15 protein-coding genes are annotated in these 14,841 nt (G+C 64.4%); 5 read left to right on the top strand and 10 right to left on the bottom strand.

The genetic code is table 11. From position 1 onward, the window contains the following. Window positions 1-69: 69 nt before the first annotated feature. Window positions 70-726, top strand: coding sequence for a class I SAM-dependent methyltransferase (locus tag NMQ09_RS20215; protein ID WP_255192366.1), 657 nt, complete (start codon window positions 70-72; stop codon window positions 724-726). 80 nt (window positions 727-806) lie between these two features. On the opposite strand, the gene NMQ09_RS20210 is transcribed toward NMQ09_RS20215, so the two are convergent. Continuing rightward, window positions 807-1,586: a LolA family protein gene (locus tag NMQ09_RS20210; RefSeq protein ID WP_255192365.1), complete on the bottom strand. Its 780-nt coding sequence runs from the start codon at window positions 1,584-1,586 to the stop codon at window positions 807-809. 73 nt (window positions 1,587-1,659) lie between these two features. Beyond that, a complete protein-coding gene (locus NMQ09_RS20205; protein ID WP_255192364.1) occupies window positions 1,660-3,093 on the bottom strand; it encodes a S8 family peptidase in 1,434 nt (477 codons plus the stop codon). A gap of 156 nt (window positions 3,094-3,249) precedes the next feature. On the opposite strand from NMQ09_RS20205, the gene NMQ09_RS20200 reads away from it, so the two are divergent. After that, window positions 3,250-4,335 carry a pyridoxal-phosphate-dependent aminotransferase family protein gene (locus tag NMQ09_RS20200; protein ID WP_255192363.1) on the top strand — a complete coding sequence of 362 codons (1,086 nt, stop codon included), beginning with the start codon at window positions 3,250-3,252 and terminating at the stop codon, window positions 4,333-4,335. A gap of 54 nt (window positions 4,336-4,389) precedes the next feature. Here NMQ09_RS20200 and NMQ09_RS20195 read toward each other — a convergent pair whose 3' ends face one another. From NMQ09_RS20195 to NMQ09_RS20170, 6 genes are all read right to left on the bottom strand, one after another. After that, window positions 4,390-5,166: a hypothetical protein gene (locus NMQ09_RS20195; protein WP_255192362.1), complete on the bottom strand. Its 777-nt coding sequence runs from the start codon at window positions 5,164-5,166 to the stop codon at window positions 4,390-4,392. Next, the gene (locus NMQ09_RS20190) at window positions 5,163-6,179 is read right to left on the bottom strand and encodes a signal peptidase I (protein WP_255192361.1); all 1,017 of its coding nucleotides are present in this window, start codon (window positions 6,177-6,179) and stop codon (window positions 5,163-5,165) included. The genes NMQ09_RS20195 and NMQ09_RS20190 overlap by 4 nt, the downstream gene beginning before the upstream one ends. Next, window positions 6,176-7,243 carry a hypothetical protein gene (locus NMQ09_RS20185; protein WP_255192360.1) on the bottom strand — a complete coding sequence of 356 codons (1,068 nt, stop codon included), beginning with the start codon at window positions 7,241-7,243 and terminating at the stop codon, window positions 6,176-6,178. Before NMQ09_RS20185 ends, NMQ09_RS20190 begins: the two co-directional genes overlap by 4 nt. A 295-nt stretch (window positions 7,244-7,538) precedes the next feature. Then, window positions 7,539-8,240, bottom strand: coding sequence for a hypothetical protein (locus NMQ09_RS20180; RefSeq protein ID WP_255192359.1), 702 nt, complete (start codon window positions 8,238-8,240; stop codon window positions 7,539-7,541). 138 nt (window positions 8,241-8,378) lie between these two features. After that, the gene (locus tag NMQ09_RS20175; protein WP_255192358.1) at window positions 8,379-9,800 is read right to left on the bottom strand and encodes a SipW-dependent-type signal peptide-containing protein; all 1,422 of its coding nucleotides are present in this window, start codon (window positions 9,798-9,800) and stop codon (window positions 8,379-8,381) included. Between the two features lie 13 nt (window positions 9,801-9,813). After that, on the bottom strand, window positions 9,814-10,602 hold the full coding sequence (locus NMQ09_RS20170; protein WP_255192357.1) for a SipW-dependent-type signal peptide-containing protein: 789 nt from the start codon (window positions 10,600-10,602) through the stop codon (window positions 9,814-9,816). A 429-nt stretch (window positions 10,603-11,031) separates the two neighbouring features. Between NMQ09_RS20170 and NMQ09_RS20165 the strand changes: the two genes are divergently transcribed. Then, window positions 11,032-11,562 carry a DUF7344 domain-containing protein gene (locus NMQ09_RS20165; RefSeq protein ID WP_255192356.1) on the top strand — a complete coding sequence of 177 codons (531 nt, stop codon included), beginning with the start codon at window positions 11,032-11,034 and terminating at the stop codon, window positions 11,560-11,562. Window positions 11,563-11,596: 34 nt separating this feature from the next. Here the strand turns inward: NMQ09_RS20165 and NMQ09_RS20160 are convergent, their stop codons facing one another. Continuing rightward, on the bottom strand, window positions 11,597-12,439 hold the full coding sequence (locus NMQ09_RS20160) for a DUF8054 domain-containing protein (RefSeq protein ID WP_255192355.1): 843 nt from the start codon (window positions 12,437-12,439) through the stop codon (window positions 11,597-11,599). Between the two features lie 294 nt (window positions 12,440-12,733). On the opposite strand from NMQ09_RS20160, the gene NMQ09_RS20155 reads away from it, so the two are divergent. After that, complete coding sequence (locus tag NMQ09_RS20155; RefSeq protein WP_255192354.1) at window positions 12,734-13,330, top strand: DUF7344 domain-containing protein; 597 nt, start codon at window positions 12,734-12,736, stop codon at window positions 13,328-13,330. 53 nt (window positions 13,331-13,383) lie between these two features. Here NMQ09_RS20155 and NMQ09_RS20150 read toward each other — a convergent pair whose 3' ends face one another. Next, window positions 13,384-13,755: a DUF5518 domain-containing protein gene (locus NMQ09_RS20150; RefSeq protein ID WP_255192353.1), complete on the bottom strand. Its 372-nt coding sequence runs from the start codon at window positions 13,753-13,755 to the stop codon at window positions 13,384-13,386. Window positions 13,756-13,837: 82 nt separating this feature from the next. Between NMQ09_RS20150 and NMQ09_RS20145 the strand changes: the two genes are divergently transcribed. Beyond that, window positions 13,838-14,827: an NOG1 family protein gene (locus NMQ09_RS20145; protein WP_255192352.1), complete on the top strand. Its 990-nt coding sequence runs from the start codon at window positions 13,838-13,840 to the stop codon at window positions 14,825-14,827. Window positions 14,828-14,841: the final 14 nt, after the last annotated feature.

Raw genomic sequence — 14,841 nt, 5'->3', positions numbered from 1 at the left:
GAGACTGAGCACGAACCGACATCGAACCCGGTCCGAACGACTACCCGTCTTCCCTTCCTACAGCCGCCTATGACCGAGCGAGCCGAGATTTCCCACCCGTTCGTCGCATCGATTTACGATCTGGTCGTTCCCGAACGGACGCTGTTCGCTTCCCAGCGAGCGGCGCTCGCAGCCGACCTCTTCGGACGCGTTCTCGAGATCGGAACTGGAACCGGGGCGATGTTCGCTCACGTCGCCCGCGAGCGATCCGATGCCCTCGAGTACCACGCGATCGAACCCGACCCGTACATGCGCAACCGGGCGCGAGCGACCGCTCGTGACGTCGGTCTCGCGGTCGACCTCCGTGACGTGCGGGCGGAGTCGCTCCCCTACCCCGACGACGCCTTCGACGTCGTCCTCTCGGCGATGGTGTTCTGTACGATCGCCGATCCCGACAGTGCCGTCGAGGAGGTCGCCCGCGTCCTCAAACCCGGCGGCGAGTTTCGCTTCCTCGAGCACGTCCACGCCGACGGCCCGCTCGGGGCGACCCAGGAACTGTTCAATCCGGCGTGGCGACGGCTGGCCGGGGGCTGCAACCTGGATCGCCGGACCGTCGAACGGTTCGTGGGCACCGGCGCGTTCGACGTCCTCGAGGTCGAACGGGTCGACTTCCCGGTGCCGTCGCCGATCCCGTTCGTTCGTGGGCGGCTCCAGCGGCGACGAGACGCGTCGTTCGTCGGGTGCTAACGATGGTTGTCGCCTCGCACCGGTGGTTGTCCAGTGGGGTGATCAGTGGGAAATAGTACCAACCGTCAGTATGAGCCCGTTCACCACTCCTCGACCGTGGCATCCGCGGGCGGCTCGAAGGCGAACTGCTCGTCCTCGAGGCCGTCGTTGAACGACACCGTCTCGAATCGTTCGGTGTAGCGATACGGCTCCTCGCCTGGGACGTCGAAAACGACCTCCTCTTTCAGCGGATAGCCGAACTCGGCGTCGAGCCAGACCCGTGCCTCCGTGGCGCCGACGCTCTCGGTCGGATCGACCGTCTCGAGGGCGTAGACGAACTCGGTGTCACCGACGAGGAGACTGATTCCGTCGGCGACGCTCTCGTTTCGCGCCTCGACGACGAGGACGTGGGCCTCGCGGTCGGCGACCGTCTCCGTCCCGTCGTACTCGAGGACCACGAGGTCGCGCTGCTCGGCGGCCTGCTCGGCCCGGGCGTCCCGGACCGCCTCGCTCCCGAACGGCTCGTCGGGCTGGAAGTAGCTTGCGGCGTTCGCCCCCTCGTCGTACCACCACGTGATCGTCGCGTTCGAGACGTAGACGTCGCCTTCCCGATCGAAGTTCGACGAGTCGAGTACCTCCGTGCGGTAGTCGACGAACGGTCGTTCGTGGACGCGGACCGTTTCGGACACCGTTTCGCCGTTGGTCGTGGCTTCACTCGTTCGCTCGCCGGTGACGTCCTCGAGACGCTCGTCGTAGACGAACGTCCGCTCCCAGAGTTCGTCGGGATCGGGCTCGTCGGACGGCGTCTCGGCGAACGTACAGCCCGCGAGGACGACGACGGCGAGAAGACAGAGGAAGATCGAAAGTCGACGCGAGCGCATCAACTGAGCTGTCTTTCTAAAGGGGCTAAACGTTGTCGCTCGAGCGAGCGATCTGAAGCCGGTTGGTCGATCGTTACCGACTGCTGCCGCCTGGGCCGTCTCCGTCGAGATCCTCGACTGTCTTCAGTGCGCTGATCCGACCGGCACCGAGCGCAGCGTCACTTCTCCCGGTCGCCCCCTCGGCACCCGCCTTGATGGCGGATTCGACCTGCCGCGCGTTCGCCTCGGGCTCGAGTTCGCGCACGAGCGCGACGAGTCCGGCGACCTGTGGGGCAGCCATCGAGGTGCCAGCCTTCCAGCCGTAGAGCGCTCCTTCGACACGAAGGGAGGTCGCAGAGAACACGAGGTTGGTCGGGAACGGCCAGTCGACCTCTTCGGGATCTTCGACGACCGTCTTCTCCAGCGTTTCGTATCCGCCACCCGGCGCGCCGACGTCGATCTCGTTCGTCCCGTAGTTCGAGTAGAACGAGAGCTCGTCGTTCGGCCCGGTCGCGCTCACGCTCATCGCGCCACGGATGCTGTTCGGGAGGCTGAACAGGCCGCCCTGCTGGAGGTTCGTCTCGGCGTTCCCCGCGCTCGCGGCGATCACCGTCCCCTGCTGGACGGCGTGTTCGACGACCAGTTTGTACGCCCGGACGAACGTCTCGCCGTTCAGCTGGGGCGGGAGCGGGGCCGTGCCGAGGCTGAGGTTCGCCACGTCGTGCCCCTCGCTCGCGGCGTAGTCGATCGCGGTCAGGACGTCACCGCTCGTCGTGACGGCCGCCGGCACCAGTTCCCCCGCCTCTTCGTCCGGCACCAGATCCCACCAGAAGACGCGAAGCGAGGTGAGCGTCGCGTCGGGTGCGGTGCCGATCACGCCATCCCCGTCGGCAGCGGCGGCGATCCCCGCAACGTGCGTGCCGTGGCCCTGCTGTTCGTCGGCGACGTGGAACTCCTCGGTCGTCAACTCCGTCGGAGCACCGTAATCGTCGGGCACCACGACCTCGCATTCACCCTCGCGGATCTCTCCTTCCCTGAACAGCCGTCCGGCGTCTTCATCGAGGTTCGGCACGAGTTCGGGATGGGCGTAGTCGATCCCGGTATCGACGATCGCGATTTGTTGAGCTTCGCCCGTTGCATACTCGTTCGCTTCGAGTGATTCTGTGACCTGTTTGTCCCAGAGGTACTCCTCGTAGAACGCCGGCAATTCCACGCTCGCCTCCGTGACGCCATCCTCGAGTCCGGGTTCCTCGAGTCGAAACCGTGCGCCTTCCGCGGCGTGGGTTACGCCTCGTATCGACGCCGGATCGGCTCCTGCCGGGCCGTAGGCGACGAAGACCTGGCCGCCGGCGAGTTCCTGCACGACGTCGAAGCCGGCGCGCTCGAGTCGTCGGCTGACGCCGTTGCCACCGATGACGATGTACTGGACTTGCTGGTCGTGTTCGTCAGCACTCGCGATCCCAGCGAACGCGAGCGTCGCACCCGTTCCACCGATTCCCTGCATCAGTTTCCGTCTCGTGAATTTCATTGTAGCGTGTGTCCCTTTCACAAATTCCAATAATAATTCGATAGGGTATTCGCCGGCGATGAAACGAACCCAAACAGTTACTTACCTCGAGCGCCGCCTCGGCCGGCTTCGACGATTCACGGCGGTTTTATACACCCTCGCCGCGGCCTCTCGGCTATGACCGACCACCGACTGCGCATGACGCCCGGTCCGACGGAGGTGCCGGCGGCGATTCGCGAACGGATGAGCGACGTGACCCCGAACCCCGACGTCGAGTCGGCGTTTTTCGACTTCTACCGGGAGCTCCAGGGGAAACTCGAGGCCGTTTACGGCGAGGACGAGATCCTGATCCTCGGCGGCGAGGGCATCCTCGGGCTCGAGGCCGCCGTCGCCTCGCTCGTCGATGAGGGTGACCGCGTCCTCTGCATCGCCAACGGGCTCTACGGCGAGGGATTCGCCGACTTCGTCGAACTGTACGGCGGCGAGCCCGTGGTTTGCTCGTCGCTGTCTACCGGGGGGTACGACCTCGAGCGAGTCGAAGCCGAACTCGAGGCGTCGGAGTTCGCGGTCGCGACGATGGTCCATTGCGAGACGCCGACTGGTACCCTGAACGACCTCGAGCCAGTCCTCGACCTGCTCGAGGCCCACGACGTGCTCAGTGTCGTCGACGCCGTCTCCTCGCTCGGCGGGGCGCCGGTTCCGGTCGAGCGGATCGACGTCCCCATCGGCGCGACCCAGAAGTGTTTCAGCGCGCCGCCGGGACTGACGGTGTGCTCGGTGAGCGATCGCGCCTGGGAGCAGATCGAGTCGTTCGACACCCGGTCGTACTACGCCGACCTCGCGCCCTGGCGCGGTGCGGCCGACGCGGAGTGGTTCCCGTACACCCACCTGCCGTCGAACCTGCTCGCGCTCGACGCCGCGACCGAGCTCCTCTTAGAGGAAGGCCTCGAGAACGTCTACGCCCGCCACGAGGAGGCGGCGGCGCTGTGTCGTGAGCGTGCCCGTGAACTCGGCCTCGAGCTGTATCCCGACGACGAGACGCTCGCCTCACCGACGGTCACGGCGCTGCACGTCGAGGGTCGGGCCGGCGAGTTGCAAGAACGGCTGCTCGAGGAGCACGGCATCGTCCTCTCGACGGGACTGGTCGATCTCGAGGACGAGATCCTCCGCGTCGGACACATGGGGCACAACGCCCGCGTCGAACTTGTCGAACAGACGATGGACGCGCTCGAGGCCGTGCTCGAGGGCAAGCACAGTCCGTGAGCGTGACGTTCTCCCCGCAGTGAATAGGCGACGGCTGCGCTACACCCTACTCGATTACTCGTCTGCGTCGTCGGTTTCAGATTCCTCATCTGAGTCGTCAGCTTCGGATTCTTCCTCCGAGTCGTCAGCTTCGGATTCTTCCTCCGAGTCGTCAGCTTCGGATTCTTCCTCCGAGTCGTCAGCTTCGGATTCTTCCTCCGAGTCGTCAGCTTCGGATTCTTCCTCCGAGTCGTCAGCTTCGGATTCTTCCTCCGAGTCGTCGGTTTCAGATTCCTCATCTGAGTCGTCAGCTTCGGATTCTTCCTCCGAGTCGTCGGTTTCAGATTCCTCATCTGAGTCGTCAGCTTCGGATTCTTCCTCCGAGTCGTCGGTTTCAGATTCCTCATCTGAGTCGTCAGCTTCGGATTCTTCCTCTGAGTTGTCCGTCTCTGACTCTTCCTCCGAGTCGTCTCCAGAGTCCTCGTCCGTGGTTGTTTCGTCTGCGTCCGCCTCGTCTGCGTCGTCCCCATCCGGTCCGTCCTCGAGTTCTTCATCCGCCTCGTTCGCTCCGTCCTCGCTGGCGGCGTCTGCTTCGTCCTCGTCCGACTCGGATACGGCTGTCTCGTTATCCCCGGCCGTCGCTCCGTCTTCGATCATACCGGAGTCACCATGGATCAGGTCGGACGAGTTGACCGTCGTGACGGCGTCGCCATAGTTCTCGGCGGTCGAAAACTCGCCGGATGCGCGTTCTGCATCGGTAAATAACGCGACGGTTCCAAACGCGCCGACGAACGCGCTCGAGACGACGACGAGACAGACCACGACCACAGCTCCCCTGGTAGCCAGGTTCATTCTCGCTCACCTCCCTGGGTCTCCGAATCGCCACCGGAAGCTGGCTCAGCTCTGTGCGCTGCGGTGCCGGCGATCGGCTCCGACGATCCGTTCTCGAGCGAAACTCCCGTCTCCGACTCCGGGGAGACGGTGACCGCGCGTTCGCCGACCGAATCGGATCGTCCCGGTTCCAGCGCGGGTTCGCTGCCGGCTTTCGGAGTCGCCGCGTCGGGCGTCTCACTCGAGGAGTCGGCAGCCGTCGATTTTCCTCCGCGGTCTCCCGTGAGTCGTGCCGAGAGCCACACGGCGCCGAGTCCGAGCGCCGAAAGGCTCGCCGCAAACGCGGCGGTGATCGCGATCGTCGTCTGCAACTGAAGTGCGACGTAGATGGTGTACGGTGCCACCAGCGCCAGGACGCCGAGTGTGGTCGTCAGATCCGTTACGTGAACGCTGATCTCGTCTTCCGCCTCCGTGCTCGCGGCGTTGCCCTCGGCTGAACCACTGTCGGATCGGGCCGCTTCGTCCGTGCTCGAGTCGTCTTTGACAGCGCTCATAACCGCCCAGAGCTCTGATAGCACCAACAGCCCGATAGGCAGGCCGACGAGCAGTACGAGCCCTTCTGTCGTGCTCCCAAACTGGATGACGTGCCCGATGAGTGGGATCGTGAGGACGACAGCACCGACGAGATTCTCTCCCGGGACGAGTCCCGAATCCGGCTCCGGGTTCGCGTCGCCCTGCGTCTCGAACGCGACGTTGCCGTTTCGCTCCTCGACGCCGATCACCCGGTGCGTGACCGGTGCACCCTCTCCCTCGCGGACGAACGTCACGACGTCACCCGTTTCGACCGTCGACGGATCGGTCTCCTCGACGATCACGACGTCGCCAGGCGAGAGCTCCGGCTCCATGCTCCCCGAGAGGACGACGAAACTGTGGTCGGCCCCGATCGCTCCGGGGACCGCGTACACGAGAAACGGGGTCACCAGCACGAGCAGAACGACGAAGCCGAGCACGCTCGCGATCCGTCGGTAGTTCACGAGTCAGCACCCCCGTCGTCGTCCCCATCGGGGCAGACGGACACCGTGACGTTGCTGATCGCTGCGATTCCGTTCTCCGTGCAGAGTTCCTCGGTGGTGCGCGTCAGCGGGGGATCGATCTCGTACGTCTCGGTCGCCGGCCCGGGCTCTCTGGAGGGGCCCCCGGCAACGTCGACGGTGCAGATCGGTGGCGCGTTCAGCTCGATACCGTCCTTCAGCAGCCTGAAGCTGGCGCAGATCGTCTCCTCACTGCCACCATCGTCCTTGTTCGTGGCCGTCAGGACGCCGAGTTCGTACACGTGACCGTCGGCTTCGAACTCGCCGTAGAGCTCGTCGAAGGCGTACGTTCCCGGCTCGAGTCGGTCGCCGACGACGTCCAGTTTTCCGAGTGGCTCACACGCTGGACACTCGAGTTCGGGGCAGGCGCCTGTGGCCTCCGCGAACGGATCGCCGACGTCGTCTTCGGAGACGTGCCTGCACTGTTCGGCGAAGACCTCGAAGCGGAGCTCGGTCCGAAGGTCGGCGGTCCAGTCGGCATCCTCGGGGAGTACGTACTCGAGCACGAGCGAGAGCTCGTCCTCACTCGAGAGGCAGGGGCCGTCGAGACGATCGTCGAGTCGAATCCCATCGCTGAACTCGTCTTTGAGTGAACCGAGGGTACCGAACGCGTCGTCTACTGCGGGGAAGAGCTGCGCTTCCCCGTCGGTTCGCTCGAGGAGGAGTCGCACCTGCAGGGCGTCCCCGAGCGGGTCGACGGCGGGTGGACACGCCGTCTTAACCCAGAGTCGCGCCGGGTTCTCCTCGACAGAAAGTGCGAACGGTTCTCGGCGAACGTCGCCTCCGGGCTCGAGGTCGCCGAACTCGAACCCGATCGATCCGTCCGCCTCGAAACACGCGCCACAGTCGACGTCGATCGACACCGCTCCCGCCTGGATCGTGATCGCACCGCCGTCCCGATCGTGCAGGTGGGCGGCCGTCACACCGACGGTGGCGCCGACGGCACCCACGCCGGCGACGGCCCCCAGCAGCTGCCGTCGAGTCGGCCCGGTGGACCGATCGGTCACGTGATCCACCTCCGCTGCGGACGTGGCTCAGCCGTCGTGTTGGTCTCCGTCAGTTCGTCCCCTCCAGCGAACCCAGTCTTCCGTTGTTTCCCCCTCATCTATCGTTCTTCCCCCAGCACTCGCCCCGTATCGAGCGGCTGGCTCACCGACACCGACGACACGACGGTTGATATGAATGTGTTACCTACCGTGACGTTCAACCGGAGTAATGATCGATTACTACGGCGCAGAATCGCCGTCCGGGGCCGACCTCGAGTGAACGGCCGTCTCCGATGGGGTCCAGGGCTGCGGTGGATCAGCATTGCTCGACGTCGAACCGAAGGTCGAACTCGACGGACGTTCCCTGGGCAGCGTTGACGTGCTCCTGTTCCGGCGGAAACGACCAGCCGATAGTGATCGTCACGTCGTCGTCGTTCTCGAGACAGCTCGTTCCGGGCAGGAACGGCGCTGGATCGAGGACGAGACCATCCTCGAGGGCGGCCGCGACGTCGGCAAGGGTCCCGTCCGCGTCGGGATTGACGAGGCGCTCGCCGAAATTCCGTTCGCCGTTGTGGGCGCCGAAGGCGTCGATTCCGAACACCCCGGTGTCGTACCAGACGGTGGCGTCGAGGAACTCCTCGAGGCCGGACGACCTCGGCTCGCCCATCAGTGAGACGCTGAGTACCGGCTTCACGGCGACCTCGTCGGCCGTCTCCGAGTCGAGGCGCAGTCGGATAGTGAGCGTGCCGAAATCCCCCGGGAGCACGTTTCCGAGCGAGATCGCCGGGCCAGCGGCCGCGCCACCGTCGGTGCTGGCGGTCGATGTCGTCAGCGTCGCTCCGTTGTACGTCTCCCACCAGGTGAGCCGGAGGCTGTCAGTTACGGCCGTCTGTGCGTCGTTCGGGTCGGTGCGTCCGCGGCCGCCGCCGGCCGTGATCGCCAGCCAGGCGAACGAGGCGACGCTCCCGCCAGCCATCCCGGCGAGCAGGTTTCGACGAGTGATTCGGTTCGATGTCATACGGTCTCGAGTGATGTGAGGGCCCACCGGTGGAATCGAACCACCGTCTTCAGCAAGGAGAAACGTGCTCCCACGATGTGGGAACAGTCTGCTGCACCAGTGTGGGTCGAGATCGGGAGTCGTCGCTCGACTCCGCGGTTAGACGAACCCGGATGGGCCACTCGGGTTCGAGTTGTGTCGGCACTGCTCGGTGTAGAAGCCGAGGTCGAAGCTGATCGACTGACCCTGCAGGTCGTTGATGTCGTCGACGTGTTCTGGTGTGGACGTCGGCAAGCACCACTCGAACGCGACGCAGAACGTCTCTTCCTCGGGGAAGCACAGCGGCGGTGCTTCGGACGCGCAGTACCTGAACTCGATGTGGCTGATTCCCTGCGGTTGCTGCTGGGGACCAGTCCCTGGTGTCCGGACGTTCGTCTGCCCGGTCGTACAGCCCAACGACGTGATCAGATTGCTCGTCTCCTCAGCTGTGCCCGACTTGATCGTCTTCTCACACATTCCGGCGTCATCAGTGGTTTCGTACCCGTCGTAGCTGTCGAGGATGTCCCAGTCGTACTCGACGATCTCTTCCCAGTCGATCTCGTCCTCGCTCGTTGCCAGCACCTCGTTGTCGTCCTCGTCCTTGTAGATGAGCTCCGAGAACTGGACGAGGATCTCCACGTCGCCGTCAGGCGAACGGAAGAGCGCGACGAGCTTCAGCTCGCCGTCCTCGACGAACACATCGAGGATCTCTCCATGTTCCATCACCGGCCCGTCTTCTTCGAACTCGATCTTATCGAGGTCCCTACAGTCGATCTCGGGTTCACCGTCGAGCGCGTCGTCTCCACCGACGCCAGCCCCGTCGTAGACGTTGGGGTTGAGGAACCGACCGTTCGGAGTGAGCCGATCCTGAACGAAGGTGTGCAGGTCCGTGCACTCGACGAGTATCTTGTCACCGTCTTCCTCGTCGAACTCGTTGGTACACCCGAGATCGTACCACGCCTTGACTTTGATCGCTTTCGCCAGGTCGTGGTCGAACTCGTTTACCTGGCCGATCCACCAGATGTACCCGGGATTGTCACAGAGATGGAGACTGAACGTCACCTCTCCGCAATCGCCCGGTTTGACGTCCTCGAGTTCGATCAGGCTACTCTGCGGTTCGCCAACGCCGTTGTCGAAATCGTCCGGGGCCTCGAAGTTCTCGAGCGTCTCGCAGGTCAGGTACTCCTGAATGTTCGCGTCCTCGTCGGAGTAGCGGACTACGCCGTGATCGGGGACGGAGTCAAAGTCGTCGCTGTCTAGCGATTGCTCTCCGGTCGTATCGTGATCCGGATGCGCATTGACGTACGGATAACCTGCTTTCCCGTACGGAGCGTAGTGGTGGGCGTTCGCCTCCGGCCCGAAGTACAGCTGCTGCCAGTCGATCCGAAGGTCCAGTTCACCGGCGGTCAGCGTGTTGCCATCGAACGTCTCCCGATCGCTGAAGTACGCACTCGTACCGAGGCCGGCCCCGACCGAAGCCGCGCCAATCGCGCCGATCCCAGCGAGCGCTTTCCGACGTGTCAGTTCGAAATCATTGGGCATTGTTCACTCCTGTTCAGTCCCCGTGTGCACCGACCGCACGTCCAACGAAGGCGTCCGTGTCGTCGTTGTGGCGCGCCTGCTCGGCGTAGAACGACTTGTTCCACTCGAGCGAGGCGCCCTGGATCTCGTTCCCGACGTCCGTCGGGATCGACAGCTTCACGCAGAGGAACCACTTCTTACCGGGTTCGAACGTGATGGGCACATCACCGTCGTCGGTGTGCAAGAGCACGCCGTCTTCGAGGTCCTCGAGAAGCTCCCCGAGCGTGTCGTAGTACTCTCCGTACTCGTAGCCGACCTCTTTCTTCCCGTTCGTGATCTTGAGGGAATCGACCAGGACCTCGTCACCGAGGGTCGACAGCTCCCCTTCCTCATCGATGTCCCAGAGGTCGTCCACCGAAACGTTGCCTGCGTCAACACCGTTCTCGTCGGTGTGATCGCCCGCAACCGCGACGTAGCCGGGGTTGTCGTGGACTTTGAGCTTCCAGCAGAACTCGTACTTGTCTCCGGGCTTTGCGTCCTCGATGGTAATCGTGTCCGTAGCCCAGACCCCGTATTCCGACTCCTCTACGTTACTGTTGAACGTCAGTTCGTCGGGACCGATGCCGTCCTGATCGACCTCGGTGACCGCCTGTTTGACGGTCAGGCCGAACTCGCCGGCGGTGATCGTGTTGTCGTCGAACTGTTCCTGGTCGCTGAAGTACGCCGTCGTCCCGATACCCGCGCCGGCGGAGGCGACGCCGATGGCGCCGAGCCCGCCCAGTACGCGTCTCCGGGACAGTCCAATGGTGTTGTCGTCTGTCATGATCTTTCTCCATCTCCCCAGCCGCGCCCTGCGTTGGCAAGCGGCTGAGGTCGTGCTCAACAACCGTCTTTCCCCACGTAGTTACGATCCAACACGTCACGATCGAACGAGACGATAGCCGATTCGGTGTCGATTCGAATCACCCATTCGTCGGCGTCGAATAGTCGATTAGCCTCGAGGACGGCCACCAAACTAACCGCTTCGGTGACAGTCGTGAAAATAAATACATCGTTTACGTGACTGGTTTCGCCATATGTGCTTCCTAGGCCGATCCCGGAGCGAAGAAACGGGCTGTATCCTCACGCAGCGTCGAACCAGGCAACCCATACCGGCGCCGGTAAGTACCTCGTAGTGATAGTAGTCGTTCTGTATTCCCGAATTAGGGGTGGTCGAGGTCGCTCGAGTCGACTTCGGCTACTGGGGGTGACGATGTTCAGGACACACGCGATTCCGGAGGGGGAGATCTACGAGATACTCGCCAACCGCCGACGCCGCGAGACGATCAAGCAGCTGACGGTCTCGGGAGGCAGCGGGCCGATTTCCCTGCACGAGCTGTCGAGGGCGGTCGCCACGCGGGAGACCGGCGAGTCGCCGCCGCCGAGTGGCGCTCGAGAGAGCGTGTACAACTCGCTGCACCAGACGCACCTCCCGAAGCTCCACGAGCTCGGCGTCGTCGAGTACGACCGCGAGGAGCGAACGGTTCAGGTGCGCCAGCGCGCCCGCGACGTCGATCGATACATGGAGGTCGTCACTGGCTACGGGGTGACCTGGAGCGAGCTCTATCGCACGCTCGGCGTCCTCTCGCTCGCCGTCGTGCTCGCCGCGCTTACGGACTTCCCCGTCGTCTCCAGCGTCGACCCGCTGCTGTGGTCGAGTCTCTTCCTGACGATCTTCGCCGTGACGATCGGCACGCAGCTGTGGTCGAACCGGTGGGTGATCGCCCACGCGATGCGCAGGTAACGACCACTCATACGCAACGCGCGGGAACGACCACTCATCTCTCTTCCTCGAGCGCCTCGGCATCGATCGGCGTCTCCAGCAGCCGGGCGCTACAGGCGTCACAGGCCGTGGCGACGACGTCGTGACTTCGACAACACGACTCGACGACCTCATGAGAGAGCGAGACCTCGCTGCCACACGCCGGACACGCCTCGAGAAAGAGCCTGAGCGTTGCGAGGAGGTCCAGTCGCTCGAGGACCGGGCGCCGAGACCACCGTGGATCGAACCGGGGCAGTACCGCGGCGGCGGCTACGTCCGCCTGGCAGGCGGCTCTGGACTCCCACTTACCGACCACGGTTCCCTCGTGGATGGCGGCGACGGAGGTGGTCCGGCGCTCGACCTCGAGGTGGCTCCCGTCGAGTTCCATCACCGCCGCGAGTCCCCGCTCGAGGGCGTCGTCGGTCGCCGCGTGCTCGGTCATCGCCTCGAGCCACGCCCGTTCGAACGCGGGCACGAGAATCAGGTCGTCGCGCGTCGGCGCGTCCTCGACGACGCCGATCGCACGCAGCGCCGCACCCGGATCGCGTGGACCGTCGGTGACGGTCGGCAGCTTATCGAACCGTGCGAGCACTGCCTCCGGCAGGAACCGCTTCGTCAGCGCCGGCGTTCCCGGGAGGAGATAGCCACGAAGGTAAATCACGCCGGCCGACGCGAGGAAGATGGCGACGGCGACGAGCCCGCCCTCGGTCGTCCATCCCCTCGACAGGATACCTGCGGTTCCGGCCAGTGCGGCCGCGAGCAGCACGTTGAGGACGGTACACGGGATGCACCTGTTCGCTCCGGTGTAGGCCGGGTTTTTCAGGGCTGTGACGGTCGGGATCGAACGCTCCTCGAACATACCAGCCAATTGGTGTGACGGGCGGTAGTTACGACGGGCATACCGGTGGGTGAGACCGTCGTTCGAGCGTCGAACTGCGGCCGGTGCCTCGAGCGGTGGGCTGTGTCTCTCACTCGAGCCCCCGAGGGGCCGGCTGTGAATCGAGTGAGTGTCGTCGGTCGGGAGTGATCGACTCGCGGCGACGCAGCCCGGATCCGGGACCGCTCACTGGCGACTGATCTATCAAACGAAGTACGTTAGTGAGATATTACGTTCCAGGTTAGTGTAGAAACAACTTCATACTTAATCAGTAACATGAAATACCAGGTCGGCGGGGGTGGCCAGAACGTGCACTCAAGTCAGCGCGAACAGTTACGGGACGCAACACAGTTGAATTACGCACAGACTACCGATCGTGAGGAGCTTTCGAAGAACGAGATATTCGAGATCCTCTCGAACCCACGTCGCCGGTTTACGATCAGGTACCTTGACCAGGCTGAGGACGGAGCGGTTCGACTCAGAACCCTGGCCGAACAGCTCGCGGCGTGGGAGAACGACGTCTCGTTGCCGGAGGTGACCTACAAACAACGAAAGCGAGTGTACATCTCGCTGTATCAGACGCACCTGCCGAAGATGGACCGGCTGGGAATTATCGAGTACGACAGCAGTTCGGGAGTGGTGAAACCGAACCCCGAGCTGGCGACACTCCGCGACCACATCGAACGCGAGTCCGACGACTCAGCCCGCTGGACGCACGTTACACTGTTTCTCTCGGCTGTCTGGGTCGCCCTCGTCGTCGCGGGAGCCGGAGTCCTGCCGCTCGGTGGTGGGGCCGGACTGTGGTTCGTCCTCGGCGTTACGACGGCGGCACTCGTCGTCTCGATCGCTCGCTCCGTCGGCCGGCCGGAGTAGTCGACAGCGGTGGCTCGTTCTCGAGACTGAGTCGGTCGGGACAGCGACGCCCATCAGGGGTTGAGCAGCCCGCCGATCGCGCCGGCGATCGCGCTCTCGAGGGCCATGACGAACGCGATCAGGACGGCGAGGCCGAAGATACCGACGCCGGCGAGCCCGGAGAGGAGTGCCCCGACCGGGCCGAGCGCGATGCCGGCGACGCCGACGACGATGGCGATGAGCAGTCCGCCGACGATGCCGCCGAGTGCGCCAGCGAGCAGGCCGTGCCAGAAGCCACTCAAGAGGCCGCCGCCAGCGAGAAAGCCGGCGACGAAGCCGCCGACGAGCCCCGCCGTCAGCTGGCCGAGTCCCGGCAACGCGATGCCGACGAGTCCGATCACGACCGCCAGGAGGAAGCCGATTACGACGGCGCGCCAGTTCGTCATGGCATTCTGTAGGGCTCGAGGGGACAAAAGGTCCGCGCGCGTAACGAACGACCTTTTATGAACGGAGGTCGTACCGTTGGCCATGATTTTCGAAGACCTTCCGACGACGCCCACGTCGGAAGAGCTGATCGACAAGGCGTTCTCCCGGGCGGCACGGGCCGGCAGGGCCCAGGGGGGGCTCGAGGCCCAGCAGTCGATGCTCCAGACGGCGTCGAACATCATCTCGGACAACCTCGAGAACGTGGTGACGGCGTGGCCCGACTTCGGCTACGAGGAGGAGGTCCACCCGTTCTACTACGAGCTCGCCGACGCCATCGTGGACGTCGACGAGCTCCGCCAGAGCCTCTCTGAGGTGATGTGGGCGAGTCGGAAAGCCCGGGAAATCAACCAGGAGTACCAGCCGCGGCTGCGCAAGACGGACGTCGACACCGCGCGCAAACACCGCAAGCAGGCCTTCGCCCGGCTGGCGGACATCGTCGAGCAGGTCGGAGATCACCTGCTCGCGATCAACGCGGCCAGAAACGACCTGCGTACGCTCCCCGAAATCAACCCCGAGGAGCCGACGATCGTCGTCGCGGGCTACCCCAACGTCGGGAAGTCCTCGTTCGTCAACGACGTGACTCGCGCCCGCGGCGAGACCGCTTCCTACCCGTTCACGACGAAAGGCGTCGGCGTCGGCCACTTCGAGCGCGATCACCTCCGCTACCAGATCGTCGACACGCCCGGCCTGCTCGACCGCCCGCCGGCGGAACGAAACGAGATCGAGTCCCAGGCCGTCAGCGCCCTCGAGCACCTCGGCGACTGCGTCCTCGTCCTGCTCGATCCCAGCGGGGAGTGTGGCTACCCCCTCGAGTCCCAGCTCGAGTTGCGCGAGGACATCGAAGCCCAGTTCGAGGCGGCCCCGGTCATCACGGTCGCGAACAAAGTCGACCGCGCCGAGCGCTGGACGCGCGACGTCTCCGAAGAGGTCGACTACGAGATGAGCGTCGAGACCGGCGAGAACGTCGAGGACGTCCTCGAGGCGGCCGTCGACGCGATCGGCTACGAACCGGAGCTACCGTTCGAGGGCTAGGTCACGCCACGCGG

Origin of the sequence: Natronobeatus ordinarius (assembly GCF_024362485.1) — an archaeon.
GTDB classification, from domain to species: Archaea; Halobacteriota; Halobacteria; order Halobacteriales; family Natrialbaceae; genus Natronobeatus; species Natronobeatus ordinarius.
The sequence above is the reverse complement of the archived record's forward strand: the minus strand, read 5'-3'. Positions and strand labels throughout refer to the sequence as shown.